Genomic DNA, 14,218 nt, shown 5'->3' on the forward strand with positions numbered 1-14,218 from the left:
AGTTCGGACTGTGACAGCGCACGTGGAGATCAGACAACGACTTGATGACCGCGAAATCGCTCAGGTGCTCGGCGTGGTGGACGCGGCGACGGAGGCCGACGGCGTCCGCCCGCTCAACGAGCATGTCATGCTCCACCTGCGCTATGGCGGTGATCCGCAGGCCCGTTCCCTGCTCTTGTACGACGAAGATGAGGCTTTGGTGGGCTATGCCCACATAGATCCCACCGACGAGGTCGAGGGTCCCAGCGGCGAACTGGCCATCCACCCGGCTCGCCGCCGGAAGGGGCATGGCACGCGGCTGCTGCGGGCCGTACTCGAGGTGTCGGGTGGCAGCCTGCGCCTGTGGGCGCACGGCGATCATGAGGGCGCGGGCGTCCTGGCGGCGTCGGCGGGGTTCGAGCGCGTGCGCTCGCTCTGGCAGATGCGCCGGTCCCTGTCCTCGCCGCTGCCCGCTTTCGAGATGCCTGAGGGAGTACGGCTGCGCACCTTCGTACCAGGTCAGGACGAGGAGGCGTGGCTCAAGGTCAACGCCGCGGCCTTCGCCCACCACCCAGAACAGGGCGCCTGGACCGCGAGCGACCTGCGCCAGCGCGAGCAGGAGCCCTGGTTCGACCCGGAGGGCTTCTTCCTGGCCTTCCGCGGCGAGCGGCTGGCCGGCTTCCACTGGACCAAGATCCACGGCTCGTCGGAGCACGGCCACGAACCGATCGGCGAGGTGTACGTCGTCGGCGTCGACCCCTCCCAGCAGGGCACCGGGCTGGGCAAGGCGCTCACGCTGGCGGGTCTGGACCATCTACGCGCGCGTGGCCTCGCCCAGGCGATGCTCTACGTGGACGAGGCCAACACGGCGGCGATCCGCCTGTACGAGTCCCTGGGCTTCGACCGCTGGGACGTCGACGTGATGTATGCCGTTATTCCACCACCCAATGCAGGGCAAAGTAGGACACAGCGGCCACCAGAGCCGCAGCCGGAATCGTAAGGATCCACCCGGTCACGATGTTGCCCGCGACGCCCCAGCGCACGGCCGAGAGCCGCTTGGTGGCGCCGACGCCCATGATCGCCGAGGTGATCGTGTGCGTGGTGGAGATGGGCGCCCCGAACCCGATCGCCGCCGTGTACAGGACCACTGCCGCCGCGGACTCGGCGGCGAAGCCCTGCGGCGGGTCGAGCGCGATGATCCGGCGGCCCAGCGTACGCATGATGCGCCAGCCGCCGGAGTACGTGCCGAGCGAGATCGCCCCCGCCGACGCGAGGATGACCCACTGCGGGATCTCCGACCCCGGGCTGATGTAGCCGCCGACGACGAGGGACAGGAAGATGACGCCCATCGTCTTCTGCGCGTCCTGCAGGCCGTGGCCGAGCGCCATGGCGGCGGCCGAGACGGTCTGCGCGTAGCGGAAGCCGCGGTTGGTCTTGCCGGGCTGGCTGTTGCGGAAGATCCAATATATTGCGATCATGATCGCGCCGGCCAGCGTGAACCCGAGCAGCGGCGAGAGCACCATCGGGACCACCACCTTCTCCAGCACGCCGTCCCAGTGGACGGCACTGGCCGACGCGAGGGCCGCGCCGACCAGGCCACCGATGAGGGCGTGGCTGGAGGAGGAGGGCAGGCCGAAGTACCAGGTGATCAGGTTCCAGCAGATGGCGCCGATGAGCGCTGAGGCCACGATGACCAGGCCATGCGAGCCGTCCGGCGCGTCGATGATGCCCTTGCCGACGGTCGCGGCGACCTGGGTGCCCAGGTGGGCGCCGATGAAGTTCATCGCGGCGGCCATGAACAACGCGGCCCTGGGCGTGAGCGCGCGAGTCGAGACCGAGGTCGCGATGGCGTTCGCCGCGTCGTGGAACCCGTTGGTGTAGTCGAAGGCCAGTGCGATGACGACCACGCCGATGACGAGGGCGAGCGAAAGGTCCACAGAGGTTAGCTTTCCTTGACCGCGATCGACTCGACCGTGTTGGCGACGTGCTCGAAGGCGTCGGCCGCCTCTTCGAGCGCGTCGACGACCTCCTTCATCTTCATGACCGTCAACGCGTCGTACTCACCGCTGAACAGCTTGGCCAGCAGCCTTCTGTAGACCTGGTCGCCCTGGTTTTCCAACCGGTTGACCTCGATCCAGTACTCGTTGAGGTTCTTCATCGACCGCAGGCGCGGCATCGCCTCGGCGGTCAGTTCGGCGGCCCGCTCCAGCACCTCCACCTGGCGGACGACGTCCTTGGGGAGGTGATCGATCTGGTAGAGCACGATGAGATCGGATGCCGCCTCCATGGCGTCCATCACGTCATCGAGGTTCGAGGCGAGGCGGTAGATGTCCTCACGGTCGAACGGAGTGATGAAGCTCTCATTGAGGCGGTTCATGATCGCATGGGTGCGTTCGTCCCCGGCGTGCTCGCAGGCGCGCATCTTTTCGGCCAGGGTTTCCCTGTCCGATCCCTCACTAATGATCTCGACCAATAGACGGGATGCCGTGACCAGGTTGTTCGCGGAGTCGGCGAACAGGTCATAGTAGCTGTCCTCACGTGGCGTGAGACGCAGGCGCACGTCGTTCTCCAGATGTGCGGGGATGGTCCGTGGTAGAGAGTACGGGTTACCAGGAGAAATGCGAACTTCATGTCCCCTTCTCCTACTGGCTACCCTCCGTATGGTGTGCGACACCGGGCCAGTTGGTACTTTGGTTGCCCTTTTTCCACGGCGATGTGGGGGAGACTTGGCCGTGGGTTGCGGTCACCGCTTGTCCAGTCCATCTTGGTGACATTTCCGGACCACCGCTAGTCCGGTCGTGGGTTGTTGGGGCGTGTCTTCGGACGTCTTGCGGCTTCGGACGTCTTGTGTCTACCGGCAGGCGCATCGCCGCTGCTCATAGGTCGGACGCTGGAGACGCGCTGCTCTCCGCAAGCCGCCCGCCAGTTTTCAGAGGCGCCCCGCCGGCTACCCGAGACCCGCTCGTACGTCGGGGGACGCCCGCCAGCCACCTGAGACACGCCGGCACTCCGGGGGACGCCCGCACCTACTCCGGGGGACGCCCGCACCCCAGGCAAGCCCCCAACAGCACAGCACAGCTCGCGCTCAAACGCCCCAGAGCATCCGACCTTCGTCAGAGACCTTCAACGGATCATCATCATCAGATCTTCGTCCGATGGAAGTTCCGGAACGACCGGGAGGGCGTCGGCCCCCGCTGCCCCTGGTACCGCGACCCGTACTTCGACGACCCGTACGGATGCTCAGCCGGCGAACTCAACCGAAACACACACAGCTGCCCGATCTTCATCCCCGGCCACAGCTTGATCGGCAACGTGGCCACATTGGACAGCTCCAACGTGACGTGCCCACTGAACCCCGGATCGATGAACCCGGCAGTCGAGTGAGTCAACAACCCGAGCCGCCCCAGCGAACTCTTCCCCTCCAGCCGCGACGCCAGGTGATCGGGCAGGCTGATCACCTCGTACGACGAGGCCAGAACGAACTCCCCGGGATGCAGAATGAACGGATCATCCCCGTCAGGCTCCACCATCCGCGTCAGATCCGGCTGCTCCACGGACGGATCGATATGCGGATACCGATGATTCTCAAACACCCGGAAGAACCGATCGAGCCGGACGTCGATACTGGACGGTTGAATCATGTCCCGATCGAACGGATCGAGGGCCAGGCGTCCCGAGTCGATCTCGGCCATGATGTCGCGGTCAGATAGCAGCACGCAGAGCAACCTACCGCGTGCCGGTGGGAAACTCGGGGGGCACGGCTGGCTGATGTGGGCCGAGTTTCCGCTAGAGTGGTGGTCGCGGCTACGGCCGATGCGGGTGTAGTTCAATGGCAGAACATCAGCTTCCCAAGCTGACAGCGCGGGTTCGATTCCCGTCACCCGCTCTCACAGCGAAAAGCCAGGTCAGGGATGAATTCCCGACCTGGCTTTGATCGTTTCTAAGGCGGCTTTCGATCTTCCGTGCCCGTTACGTGCCCGATCCGTCTTGATCTTGATCCTTCAGGGCTTCTTCGGCGAGCTTGCCGAGAGCGTCGGCGATGGCCCGATCACGCTCCATCGCGGTGTGCTGGTAGATCAACGCGGCTCGGGTGGACGCGTAGCCCATGCGGGTCATGAGGTCCCGGAGAGTCGCGCCGGACTGGGCCGCGAGGGTGTTTCCGGTGTGACGAAGATCATGAAAGTGGAATCCGCTGAGCATCGCCTCCTTGAGCGCCGCCACCCATACACGGGTGAAGTTCGCACGCCGGAGCTTGGCACCCTTGGGGCCGACGAAGACGTGCCCGTGCTCGCCCTTCTCGGCGTACGTCTCCATATGCGCTCGCAGATCAGGCAGCAGCGTCGCCGGGATACTGACGAGACGCTTGCCCGCTTCCGACTTGGGCGGCCCGATGGTCACCGAGCCGTCCTTGAGCTCGGTTGTGGTCCCGACGATGCGGATCGTCCCCGCCTCCAGGTCGAGGTTCTTCCGCTGGAGTGCGGCCAGTTCACCCCACCGCAGACTGGCGAAGGTCGCCAGCAGGATCAGCATGCGGAACCGCGGTTCGATGGCGTCGGCCAGGGTGAAGACCTGCTTCATGGTCAGTACGGGCCGCTCGGGTGAGTCTTCCTTACCTGCCTTCTTGATCGTGCAGGGGTTGGCCTTGATCAACCCATCCTCCACGGCCGTGTTGAAGATGGCCTTCAGGAGCCGGTATGCCTTAGCCACGGTGATCGGTCCAACCCCGCCGTCCAGGAGCTGCTTGCGCCACTTCCGAATGTGAGCGACCTTGACCTCGCATGCATCGAAAGCGGGGCATCAGTGAGCTTCGGTGTGGTCTTCTACCGGGCTGGGCTGGCGTTCTCCGACAGAACCCGGTGAGGAGCTGAATGCCCTACGGGTCAGCTCAGCAGCCGTACCACCCGGCGTAGGCGTCCCACTTGCCGCTCTTGGTGAATTCTGCGCTCTTGCCCTTGTTGATCGTGGTGCACTTCGAGTCGGGCATAAAGGCCCCCCTCCAGTCCACCTTGAGCTTCTTCTTGCTGGCGCAGTTGTTCGTGATCTTCACCCAGTGGTCATAGTACTTTCCGAAGGCGGTCTCCTCGTAGAAGGTCCTCCCATGCTGGACATTGACGCAGGAGGGCGCGGCGTTGGCCGCCGGAGCGGCGGCGGCCGGTGTGGCGACAGTCATGGTGAGCACAGCTGCCGCCACAGCTGCGGCTCGGATGAAGGCACGGGAATCCATCGTTCTCCTTGGGGATATCGCGGCGATTTTGGATGCTGCCGGTTGGGCAGCAAGAAACGCCCGCCACATGCGGGTTGTTGACACGGCCAACGCTAGCGAGGGGCGGTATATCGCGGGTATGGCAGTGATTCGGGCAAGGCCAGGCCGGATACCCGATTCGTCGACCTCGACCACGCTCAACCGCTACACGCACGCGTCGCCCGAGGGTCTGTAGTGCCGAGTCAACAATCGCCTCTGGAGTGGATCTCCAGCTCAGGGAGGGGGAAGTGCTCAAGATCGGCGGGTCCTAATGGGGCCGAGGCGGGCGGGGTGCGCGCAGTGCGTTTCAATCCCAGGTCGGAGAGCTGATACTCGTGCCAGATGCGTGCCAGAACGAACGGCAGGTCAAGGTCATTCAGGGCCACTCACGGCCACTCGTCGCGGTCTGACCAGGAGTCCCGTTCTCCCCGCTCAGGACACCAAGATCAGTAGCCGGTTCCCAAGCTGACAGCGCGGGTTCGATTCCCGTCACCCGCTCCAACTGCTTGGTTGAGGTGGAAGCCTGGTCATCCCGCCCACCATCGACCCGGGACAAGCCGAGCAGACCAGGGCCACGGGGCAAGGTCGTTCGTCCGGCGGGGCGCTCCATCTTGACCCCGTGGCTCTGGCCCGCTTCCCTTCGGGCGGGTCGACGGCAGACGGATGATCAGGCGGGCGGGGTACGCGCGTCGCGCGGGAAACACCAGGTCGCGGGCTGATCGTCGTGCCATTAGCGTGCCATTAAGGGCGGTGACGAGGGGGCAACCACGGCCACTCACGACCGGTCTCAGGCCCAGGTCAACGCCCCAACGAGGCAAGATCCCTGCAATTCCCAAGCTGACAGCGCGGGTTCGATTCCCGTCACCCGCTCCAGTGTTCGTGTAACAGCGTTCAGTCCCACCGCTCAGCGATGGTCACTGAGAGCTTGCGTCGTTAAGGAGTTCGGTCTCGACGACGCCATCAAGCGCCCGGTGGAGTTTCGCGTCGGTGGTCAGCAGCGGAATCTCTCGATCGAGAGCAAGCTGTGCGAAGACGGCGTCATACATGCGCAACGTCAACCGCACCGCCAGGGCGGCGGCCCGCTCCAACCGGTCGGCGTCCACGGGATAGACTCGGACGCCGAGCTCATCAATGATCCGAACGGCCGCGATGAACTCATCTGCAGATAGCCGACCCGCGAGCAGACCCTTCTTTCGCAACACTCCGGCAACCTCAATCCGCGCGAAGTCCGCTGTCTCCAGTCTTACCCGGCCGTGCAGGAAGTCGTCCCGGATCTGGCGGGCGTGCTCGAAGCCAGATTGATCGACGAACCACCGTAGGAACACACCGGTGTCCACGACGTACGCGTCAGCCACGCGCGCCTTCCCGGAGACGGTCCAGCTCCTCGTCGACGCCTGTCACACCGCGCATCCGCTCCTGAACCCGCTCCATAATGGCCAGCGCTCGCTCACGCCGACCAGCCGTCTCAAGGTTCTCGCGGACAAGTGCGAGAACCGGCTGGACACGATCATCCGGAAGCCGATCGACCAGAGCATGCAACTCTTCACGCATCGCGCTCATGGTCGCAGTCTACGCCTCGCCATGCTCGCCTCCCTGGCCGTTTGTGCAGGGCGAGGCAGACCGGTGTCCGTGCCCGTTGCGTGCCCGTTCACAGAGCGATCTGCGGAGACTCAGGGGGACTCGCGGTCACTTGACCGGCATACGCCCAGGTCAGCGTTGCCCCAGCTCAGCCTACGTAATCTTGAAAGAGTTCCCAAGCTGATAGCGCGGGTTCGATTCCCGCCACCCGCTCCACAGAAACTCAGCCGGACCCCTGGTGCTTGTCGGTTGCCTTAAACTTCCTCATCCCTCTTCATGTCGCTGCGGTATCGCGGTCGCTAGCACAGATGCGAGCTGGCAGTATCGAGATGGAGGGGAGACACCATGAACTTCGATCGGATCACTGTCGAGCTCGACAAGCTCGAAGGTAAACCGACCATCCGAGGGCTGCGCATCACCGTGGAGACGGTGGTACGGCTCGTCGCGGCCGGATGGACCTTCGATGAGATCTTGTCGGACTACCCCGACCTCGAACGCGAGGACATCAAGCAGGGGCTGGAGTACGCAGCGGCCTCCACGAACGTCCACTTCTACCGCCTCCGAGAGCCGGCGTGAACTTCCTGATCGATGAGAACCTCTCACCGCGCGTCGCTGAACTGCTGGCGAAAGCCGGTCACGATGCGGTGCACGTGCGCGACCTCCAAGCAACGAGTGCGCCGGACTCCACGATCATGGCCCTTGCCATGGCGGACAACCGGGTCATCGTCTCGGCGGATACGGACTTCGGCGCGCTTTTGGCTCAGGCCCGTACCACCAAGCCTTCGGTCGTGCTCGTGCGGGAGATCCTTGAGCTTCGACCGCCTGAGCTGGTGAATATCATCCTTAACCACCTTGATGTCCTCGAACCTCACCTGTCTACGGGTGCGATCGTGGCCTTCGCCCCAGCGGGCATCAGAGTGCGAGCACTCCCGCTCCGTTGAGAGCACTTGACCGTCGTGCCATTAGCGTGCCATTAAGGGCGGTGACGAGGGGTCAACCACGGTCACTCACGACCGGCCTCAGCCGCAGCTCAGCGGCTCTACGAGCCAAGATCCCTGCAATTCCCAAGCTGACAGCGCGGGTTCGATTCCCGTCACCCGATCCACAGAAAGCCCAGGCCAACCGGCATTTTCAGGATCTGAGCCTTGATCTTGCTCGAGCTTGTTGAGCTTCTCGTGCCATTGGCGTGTTTTAGGGTCGGTGATCACCCAGCGTACCAGTACGCCAAGCGGGTCGTCCTCGCCGTCACCGCGTGCCCGTTCGTTCCCGATCAGGTGCTTGTCGAGCGCTTGCGTGATGGCCTGGGTCCGCCCCGCGCACCGCATGCTGATAGATCATCGCGGCGCGCACGTTCGCGCAACTCCGGCAGGATGGGCCTCCGGGATACCGATCACGCGCTTGCCGGCCTTGAACTTGGGCGGTCCGAGAATCATCTCCCGATCCTCGGCGCCTCGGCAAGGACCAGACGTTGGTCCTGGAGTTCGCCGGGGGCGAGGATGACGCCCCGGAGGAGCGGAATGTCCTGTGGCGGCTTGCGGGATATCTGATCATCGGCCTGATCGGGCCGCGCGTCGCCATCGACGACACGGCGTGGAACAACGGCCGGAGCTGAACCTGCGCAGTGTCGCACCCTCTACCTGCGACAAAGTCCTGCCATAGCGGAACGCCCCGGCGTTCGGTGCGCTCCACGGCCTCACTGATGACGCCACCTTCGGGCTATTCGACCAGCGCGCCGAATACGTAGGTTCCGGGAGCGTCCGGGTCGTCGCCGGCCCAGAACTCTGTCCAGTGGATGCGGAACTCCTCGCGGGTGAGGTGGCCGTCATCGTCCAGGTCGAGGCGCGGGAAGATCTCATCGGTCGCTGAGGGCGCCCCGTTCCACGTCTCGATGAGCGCGCCGTATTCCGAACAGGAGATGAGGCCGTCGCCGTTGAGGTCGATGGCCTCGAACATCGCGTCGGCAGTGCCGGAGACCGCGTCGGTCATGTCACCGAGTCTTTCCACGACGCGAAGCACCTCGTCGAGGGAGACGGCGTCGTCGCCGCCGGGGTCGGAGGCGGCTCGGAGTACCGGCCACCAACCGGTCATGATGGAGGCCAGTCGCTCTGGGTCGACGGATCCCCCGACGGCCATCCAGCGATGGGCGAGCGCCTGGAAGTCGGCCTGGGTCAGTCGGCCGTCGCCGTCCACATCCATTGCCCGGAAGACTCTGCCGACCTTTCTACGCTGGAACTCGCTGGCCACATCCGCCTCCGCTCTTCGGGAGACTCAATGTTTTCGAGAGATCACTAATCGCGACCATACTCATTTAAGTGACGAATCTGTTACTTAGCGTGGAGGCTCTGGTTCGTGACGTAGGAAATCGTCATCCGAAGGACCGGGTTAACAAGGACCAGAGAATCGCCCCGGCCGCCGCGGGTCGACGGCAGACGTTGCGGATGATCAGGCGGGCGGGGTGGGCGACCTGCGCTACTCGACGTAGGTGCCGTCCGATCGGATTATCTGGTCACGTGTAAATGGAGCGTCGGTTGACCGGCGTCGTCTATCGCTCACTGCCACGATCATTCGGAGGTGTTCGTCGGCGTCGCGAACGACGTAGGTGAGGACCTTGTACTCGTTGCCGTCCCGCCCGACGATGTTCTCCCAGTCCTTGTCCCCGTTCTCTTCCATGACGGCAAGCTCCGCGTAGATGGCAACGCGACGCCAGCGGGCCAGATACTCCTCGGCGAGCTCGGCCGCGACCTGCTCGTTCATCCCCACATCCTCGCCTAAGGTCGTGCCATTAGCGTGCCATTAAGGAGAGTAACGAGGGGTCAACCACGGTCACTCAGGACCGTCCCCAGTCGCAGGTCAGCGCCCCTACGAGCCGAGATCCTTGCAGTTCCCAAGCTGACAGCGCGGGTTCGATTCCCGTCACCCGCTCTCATGGGAAAGCCCAGGTAGGGGCTCGTGTCGGGGCCGTCGAAGCTCTGAACTACTTGGCCGCAGATCGGCGCGCCCCCTCAGGCGACTTTCCAGGTTCGGTCGCCGAGTGCAGCTACGAGATCCAAGTGCCCCCGATCGCGGCGATGTACTCTCGCACGACGTCGATGCCGGATACCTCGCCGTGTTCAATCTTGGAGACGCGAGCTTGGTTGACTCCCAAGGTGTTGGCGAGTTCAGCCTGGGTGACACTGGCGGCCTGACGGAACTCGGCGAGCTGAAATCCGCGGATGTACGCTTCGCGGCACTTTGTTGCCCGCTATGTCTTATGCCACCAGGGCCGCTGCCCCGAGTGCGTGCCCGACAGCCGCTTCGTTGAACGCACGGATCGCCGCAGTCTCCGCCGCCTTCACCCAAGCCAGGCCGAGGATCGAGGGAGGCAACCCCGCGACGGGAACGAAGCGGACGTCCGGGCGCCCGTGGTGAGCCGCCGTCGGAGTGCAGAACAACATGCCGCCCCGGTTGAGCGCCACCTGAGTCAGACCCTCCTGGCTGGTGGCCACCGTACCGGCCAGGGGAATGGGCCGGCCGGAAGGGGTTGCGGACGGTGTCACACGCTCGCGCCACGCGCGCGGAGCCGGGCCGTCCAGGCCGATCAGGGACAGGTCGGCCAGCTCCTCCGCGCCGATACTCGCACGAGCGGCCCACGAGTGGCGCGAGGAGAGGCCGAGCTGGTACGAGACCCGGTTCAGCCCTTCGCTCGTAGCCAGATCGGGCTCGTCCACCGGGAGCAGCGTGAACGCGATGTCCACCTGCCCGACCCGCAACTTGCCAAAAGGGTCGGAGAGCGGGATCTCCACCAGCTCGACCTCGCACTCCGGGTACTGGCGCTCGAAGGCACGCACGCTGCCGATGACGACGTCTGTGGGGGTGGCGAAAAAGCCGAGCCTGATCACGCCTGTCACCTCGCGGGCTGCCGCCTTGGCCCGGCTGACCGCGTTCGCGAGGCCGTCGTAGGAGGGGCGCAGATCAGCCAGGAAACGTTCGCCCAGGGGCGTGAGGCGCACGCGCCTGCTGGTCCGGTGGAAGAGCCGGCCGCCGAGCCTGGTCTCCAGCGAGCGCATGAGCTGGCTCACCCGGCCAGGTGACAGGTAGAGACGCTCGGCTGTACGCGCGAAGTGCAGCTCCTCACTGAGTACGACGAAGCACTCCAGCTCCCTGAATTCCATCCCCACCTCCATCGGATCGCTTAGTCCACCTAAACCAAGCCTTCGACTTCCGCCATTGTTCCCGCTGGTGGCCGGCAGAAAGCTGGCATTCATGACCATGACTGATGTTTCTGCCGCCACCCGGGCGCGCTGGTTCGCCGTGTTTTCGGTCGCGGTGGGCACCTTCACCATCGTGACCAGCGAGATGCTGCCCGTTGGCCTGCTGACCTCGATCGCCGCCACCCTCGGTGTCTCCGACGGGATGGCCGGGCTGATGATGTCGGCGCCCGGACTGGTCGCCGCCGTCTCCGCGCCCGTGCTGGCGATCACCACCCGACGGCTCGACCGGCGCGTCACGCTACTGGGGCTGATGGCACTGCTGGCGGTGGCCAATCTCGCGGGCGCGTTCGCGCCGAACTACCCCGTCATGCTGGCCGCCCGGGTGCTGACCGGGGTAAGCATCGGCGGGTTCTGGGCCTTCGCGGCCGGACTCGGCCTGCGACTGGTGCCCGAAGGGTCCGTCGGGCGAGCCACGTCGATCATCTTGGCCGGGGTGTCGGTGGCGTCGGTATTGGGGGTGCCCGTGGCGACGTTCATCTCGTCGTTCGCGGGGTGGCGGACCGCGTTCATCGCCATGGGGGTGCTGGCCCTGGCCCTACTCGCGCTACTCGCTATCACCCTACCGCCCCTACCCGGCGATCCCCGAGCCCGCGCGTCCGAGCCGTTGCCCCGGGAGGCCACGGCTCGCGCGTCGGAGGGGCGGCTCGTGCGGCTCTCCGGCCCGCTCAAGATCGTCCTGGTCCTCACCGTCTTGATCGTGTCCGGCCACTTCGCGGCCTACACCTACGTCCGGCCGTTCCTGGAGCAGGTCTCGCACGCCGGTCCCGCCCTCGTCAGCGCCGCCCTCCTCATGTACGGCGCCGCGGGCGTGGCCGGCAACTTCGCGGCTGGCGCATGGGCGGCCAGGAACCCCAAGCCGGTCCTGGTCACGCTGGCCGTGCTCATGGCACTCTCCACGGCGGCGCTGCCCCTGATCGGCCTGCCCCTGATCGTGCTCGTGGTGTGGGGCCTGGGCTACGGCGGCGTAGGAGTGACCCTGCAGCTCTGGATCATGCGGTCGGGCGGCGGCGAAATGGGCACGGCGCTCTTCGTCGGCGCCTTCAACGTCTCCATCGCGCTCGGCTCATTCATCGGCGGCCGGGTCGTGGACGGAGCGTCGATATCCGCGGTGATGTGGGTGGGAGCGGCGCTCGCCGTGGTCAGCGCGGCCGCCGCTGGCATCTCGGGCAGGGGTAGGACGACCGCTTCATGAAAGGAACGCGCCTGATCGGGGTGCCGCAGCGGGAGTAGCGCAGGTCGTGCCCGCCGATCAGGTACAGCACCACGATCGCCATGTTGTGGCCGGGCGGGAAGCTATTCCAGCCGGTGGGCGTACGGCTTCGGAGGGGCGACGTGCGGGCTGACGCAGCCCATGATGATTGCCATTACGCGGCGCTCCTCGAGCACTCAAGCAAGCGACCTTCGGCGGAGTGACAGCCGCACTCTCGATAGGCGTTCACTGTCGGCGCGGCTCTTACGCAACGACCGCCGGCCCTTCGCACGGCAGGCCCGGCACCTCTGAGTCCGAGTGAGCATGCCAAGATCTTGGCCCCCGCGGCGTCCGCCAGGCGTGCCCACTGCGTGCCCGTTCGGACGGCGATCAACGGGGAGTCGTGGGAACGCACGGTCGCTCGACCGGCATCGGCCCAGTTCAGCACGCCCCTTGTTTTCACCTTTTGTGATCTTGAAAGAGTTCCCAAGCTGAGAGCACGGGTTCGATTCCCGTCACCCGACGAAGATCGTGAACGTGAATTGCCGGGACGTTCGCCTTCTTGATCGCCTTGGCCCAGAAATGCGTGAAGGCGCTACACCGGAGGTGAGCGCCGTGCTCGCCGACGAAGGCCAGGCCATCAGGTTTGGCCTGGCTGAAGCGCCGAAGGTGCCACGCCAGGTCGCTGATGATGACCTCCGGCAGCGACACGACCCGCACGCCCGCATCGGTCTTGGGGCGTCCCGTCACGAGCTCGCCCGTCTTCATCTCGGCGACCGATTCCTCGATCCTGACCGCCCGCGCGTCGAGGTCAAGGGTGTGCCGCCGCAGAGCCGTCGGCTCACCCCACCTCGGACCGCCGAAAGTCGCGAGGAGCACCAGGGCACGGAAGCGAGGCGGCACGGCTGAAGCAAGCGCGAACACCTGGGCACGGTCAGCACGGGCTGTTCCTCCGGTCGCTCCACCCCAGCATTCTTGATCTTGCGCGGATCCTTCTTGCTCAGCTCGTCCTCAACGGCGGTGTTGAGGACGCCACGCATTAGGCGGTATGCCTTGGCCGACGTCAAGGCCACGCTCCGCGCCGCCGCGCGGCCCGCGCACGCCCGCACTGATCCACATGACCCTGGTCAGGACCACTTCTGGTAGTTGGTTCCGTTGCAGTCTCTGAGTTTGACGCCTAGGGAGACGCTCGCGGCGAGGCACTTACCGTTCTGCAGATTCGGAACAGTGCCCGAATCGTACGTGTACCACCGCTGGTACAAGTTTCCCCTGCAGTCGACGAGTCTGATGCCCTTCTCGACGCTCCCGTCGAGGCACTTGCGGCTCTGCAGGTGAACGATGGTCACACCATTCATCGTCGACTCCGTGTACCACCTCTGGTAGTCGGTTCCGTTGCAGTCTCTGAGTTTGACGCCTAGGGAGACGCTCGCGGCGAGGCACTTACCGCTCTGCACGTGCTTAATTTCCGGGAACGTTAACTTGCTGGACAGCTGCGACGATCCCGATTGCCGTTCGGCGGCAGCCGGTGTGGCGACAGTCATGGTGATCACAGCTGCTGCCACTGCTGCGGCTCGGATGATGGCACGGGAATCCATCGTTCTCCTTGGGGATATCGCGGCGATTTTGGATGCTGCCGGTTGGGCAGCAAGAAGCGTCTGCCACATGCGGGTTGTTGACGCCGCTGACGCTAGCGAGGGGCGGTATATCGCGGGTATGGCAGTGATTCGGGCAAGGCCAGGCCGGATACCCGCTTCGTCGACCTCGACCACGTTCAACCGCTACACGCACGCGTCGCCCGAGGGTCTGTAGTGCCGAGTCAACAATCGCCTCTGGAGTGGATCTCCAGCTCAGGGAGGGGGAAGTGCTCAAGATCGGCGGGTCCTAACCTGCGGCTTTCACGGCGAATTTGAGCCGACCTGATCGTTCACATAAGAAAAGTGCCCTTGAACTGGGAGGATCGGACTTGTCTAAGGCCCCGTC

18 protein-coding genes, 1 tRNA gene and 2 pseudogenes are annotated in these 14,218 nt (G+C 65.0%); 6 read left to right on the forward strand and 15 right to left on the reverse strand.

All coding sequences use genetic code 11. From position 1 onward, the window contains the following. The first annotated feature begins 10 nt into the window (after positions 1–10). Positions 11–979 (forward strand): mycothiol synthase, encoded by a 969-nt coding sequence (mshD, locus tag AB0J16_RS49585; protein WP_358553297.1) that lies wholly within the window; start codon positions 11–13, stop codon positions 977–979. On the opposite strand, the gene AB0J16_RS49590 is transcribed toward mshD, so the two are convergent. From AB0J16_RS49590 to dcd, 3 genes are all read right to left on the reverse strand, one after another. After that, complete coding sequence (locus AB0J16_RS49590) at positions 912–1,916, reverse strand: inorganic phosphate transporter (protein ID WP_357959007.1); 1,005 nt, start codon at positions 1,914–1,916, stop codon at positions 912–914. The genes mshD and AB0J16_RS49590 overlap by 68 nt on opposite strands. A gap of 5 nt (positions 1,917–1,921) precedes the next feature. Further along, positions 1,922–2,539 (reverse strand): DUF47 family protein, encoded by a 618-nt coding sequence (locus tag AB0J16_RS49595; RefSeq protein WP_225294450.1) that lies wholly within the window; start codon positions 2,537–2,539, stop codon positions 1,922–1,924. Between the two features lie 580 nt (positions 2,540–3,119). After that, positions 3,120–3,695 carry a dCTP deaminase gene (dcd, locus tag AB0J16_RS49600; protein WP_358553299.1) on the reverse strand — a complete coding sequence of 192 codons (576 nt, stop codon included), beginning with the start codon at positions 3,693–3,695 and terminating at the stop codon, positions 3,120–3,122. A gap of 99 nt (positions 3,696–3,794) precedes the next feature. Here dcd and AB0J16_RS49605 point away from each other — a divergent pair. After that, positions 3,795–3,865 (forward strand) — tRNA-Gly (locus AB0J16_RS49605). A gap of 83 nt (positions 3,866–3,948) precedes the next feature. Here AB0J16_RS49605 and AB0J16_RS49610 read toward each other — a convergent pair. From AB0J16_RS49610 to AB0J16_RS49625, 4 genes are all read right to left on the reverse strand, one after another. Continuing rightward, entirely contained in the window at positions 3,949–4,686 is a 738-nt protein-coding gene (locus AB0J16_RS49610; protein ID WP_358553301.1) for a site-specific integrase, read from the reverse strand. A 178-nt stretch (positions 4,687–4,864) separates the two neighbouring features. After that, positions 4,865–5,377, reverse strand: a complete 513-nt coding sequence (locus tag AB0J16_RS49615; protein WP_358553303.1) for a hypothetical protein — start codon at positions 5,375–5,377, stop codon at positions 4,865–4,867. Between the two features lie 758 nt (positions 5,378–6,135). Then, complete coding sequence (locus AB0J16_RS49620) at positions 6,136–6,576, reverse strand: type II toxin-antitoxin system VapC family toxin (protein WP_358553305.1); 441 nt, start codon at positions 6,574–6,576, stop codon at positions 6,136–6,138. Beyond that, entirely contained in the window at positions 6,569–6,781 is a 213-nt protein-coding gene (locus AB0J16_RS49625; RefSeq protein WP_219529428.1) for a hypothetical protein, read from the reverse strand. The genes AB0J16_RS49620 and AB0J16_RS49625 overlap by 8 nt, the downstream gene beginning before the upstream one ends. 363 nt (positions 6,782–7,144) lie before the next feature. Here AB0J16_RS49625 and AB0J16_RS49630 point away from each other — a divergent pair, with 363 nt between their 5' ends. Together AB0J16_RS49630 and AB0J16_RS49635 are read left to right on the forward strand one after the other, a co-directional pair. Next, positions 7,145–7,375 carry a DUF433 domain-containing protein gene (locus AB0J16_RS49630; protein ID WP_358185534.1) on the forward strand — a complete coding sequence of 77 codons (231 nt, stop codon included), beginning with the start codon at positions 7,145–7,147 and terminating at the stop codon, positions 7,373–7,375. Next, on the forward strand, positions 7,372–7,740 hold the full coding sequence (locus tag AB0J16_RS49635) for a DUF5615 family PIN-like protein (RefSeq protein WP_358553307.1): 369 nt from the start codon (positions 7,372–7,374) through the stop codon (positions 7,738–7,740). Before AB0J16_RS49630 ends, AB0J16_RS49635 begins: the two co-directional genes overlap by 4 nt. Before the next feature lie 78 nt (positions 7,741–7,818). Here the strand turns inward: AB0J16_RS49635 and AB0J16_RS49640 are convergent, their stop codons facing one another. Next, positions 7,819–8,124, reverse strand: a complete 306-nt coding sequence (locus tag AB0J16_RS49640) for a hypothetical protein (RefSeq protein WP_358553309.1) — start codon at positions 8,122–8,124, stop codon at positions 7,819–7,821. Between the two features lie 143 nt (positions 8,125–8,267). Between AB0J16_RS49640 and AB0J16_RS49645 the strand changes: the two genes are divergently transcribed. Continuing rightward, positions 8,268–8,411, forward strand: coding sequence for a hypothetical protein (locus AB0J16_RS49645; RefSeq protein WP_358553311.1), 144 nt, complete (start codon positions 8,268–8,270; stop codon positions 8,409–8,411). 104 nt (positions 8,412–8,515) lie between these two features. Here AB0J16_RS49645 and AB0J16_RS49650 read toward each other — a convergent pair whose 3' ends face one another. The 4 genes from AB0J16_RS49650 to AB0J16_RS49665 all read right to left on the reverse strand — a co-directional run bounded on the left by AB0J16_RS49650 (position 8,516) and on the right by AB0J16_RS49665 (position 10,950). Continuing rightward, complete coding sequence (locus tag AB0J16_RS49650; protein ID WP_358553313.1) at positions 8,516–9,043, reverse strand: EF-hand domain-containing protein; 528 nt, start codon at positions 9,041–9,043, stop codon at positions 8,516–8,518. A gap of 225 nt (positions 9,044–9,268) precedes the next feature. Next, a complete protein-coding gene (locus AB0J16_RS49655) occupies positions 9,269–9,553 on the reverse strand; it encodes a hypothetical protein (protein WP_358553315.1) in 285 nt (94 codons plus the stop codon). A gap of 283 nt (positions 9,554–9,836) precedes the next feature. After that, on the reverse strand, positions 9,837–10,013 hold the full coding sequence (locus AB0J16_RS49660; protein WP_358553325.1) for a helix-turn-helix domain-containing protein: 177 nt from the start codon (positions 10,011–10,013) through the stop codon (positions 9,837–9,839). 34 nt (positions 10,014–10,047) lie between these two features. After that, positions 10,048–10,950, reverse strand: a complete 903-nt coding sequence (locus tag AB0J16_RS49665) for a LysR family transcriptional regulator (RefSeq protein WP_358553317.1) — start codon at positions 10,948–10,950, stop codon at positions 10,048–10,050. A gap of 97 nt (positions 10,951–11,047) precedes the next feature. On the opposite strand from AB0J16_RS49665, the pseudogene AB0J16_RS49670 reads away from it, so the two are divergent. Beyond that, a pseudogene (locus tag AB0J16_RS49670) lies at positions 11,048–12,112 on the forward strand (MFS transporter); the annotation flags it as partial. A 76-nt stretch (positions 12,113–12,188) separates the two neighbouring features. On the opposite strand, the pseudogene AB0J16_RS49675 reads toward AB0J16_RS49670, so the two are convergent. From AB0J16_RS49675 to AB0J16_RS49685, 3 genes and pseudogenes are all read right to left on the reverse strand, one after another. After that, positions 12,189–12,275: pseudogene (locus AB0J16_RS49675) on the reverse strand (zinc finger domain-containing protein); the annotation flags it as partial. A gap of 422 nt (positions 12,276–12,697) precedes the next feature. After that, positions 12,698–13,162: a tyrosine-type recombinase/integrase gene (locus tag AB0J16_RS49680; protein WP_358553319.1), complete on the reverse strand. Its 465-nt coding sequence runs from the start codon at positions 13,160–13,162 to the stop codon at positions 12,698–12,700. A gap of 203 nt (positions 13,163–13,365) precedes the next feature. Then, the gene (locus AB0J16_RS49685; protein ID WP_358553321.1) at positions 13,366–14,007 is read right to left on the reverse strand and encodes an RICIN domain-containing protein; all 642 of its coding nucleotides are present in this window, start codon (positions 14,005–14,007) and stop codon (positions 13,366–13,368) included. Between the last annotated feature and the right edge of the window lie 211 nt (positions 14,008–14,218).

Origin of the sequence: Nonomuraea sp. NPDC049750 (genome assembly GCF_040659625.1) — a bacterium.
Taxonomy (GTDB): domain Bacteria; phylum Actinomycetota; class Actinomycetes; order Streptosporangiales; family Streptosporangiaceae; genus Nonomuraea.